Raw genomic sequence first — 328 nt, 5'->3', positions numbered from 1 at the left:
GTATTTGTATAAGCACTACTCATAAAACCATAATTTGACAACAAGCCCTCATACCAGTCGCCATAGTTGTAATGGGCTTTGAGGTGGGTATCGTTTGAAAAACGCTCAAAGTTTGACTGTTCATAAATAAGCGTTTCTTTACCGTCCTTTATCGTGTGCCAATAGCTATACGTTTGAATTTCTATTCGTTTTTTACTGATAAGGATAATACCGAATGAATAAAATTTTGTAGGATAAGAGAGCCTTGAGGCCTTTGTTAATCGCTTTTTGATAATCGGACAATTCTTGCGAGAACTCGCAAGAATTGTCTCCTTTTTGTTTTTCCATT

The 328-nt window shown here is 36.0% G+C and carries 1 pseudogene; it reads right to left on the bottom strand.

Annotation, left to right across the window (positions count from 1 at the left end):
- A pseudogene (locus tag HMPREF2810_RS16120) lies at positions 1–328 on the bottom strand (hypothetical protein); the annotation flags it as partial.

This window comes from Enterococcus sp. HMSC078F03, from assembly GCF_001811595.1.
GTDB classification, from domain to species: Bacteria; Bacillota; Bacilli; order Lactobacillales; family Enterococcaceae; genus Enterococcus; species Enterococcus faecalis.
This window is presented reverse-complemented; position numbering and strand designations above follow the sequence as displayed.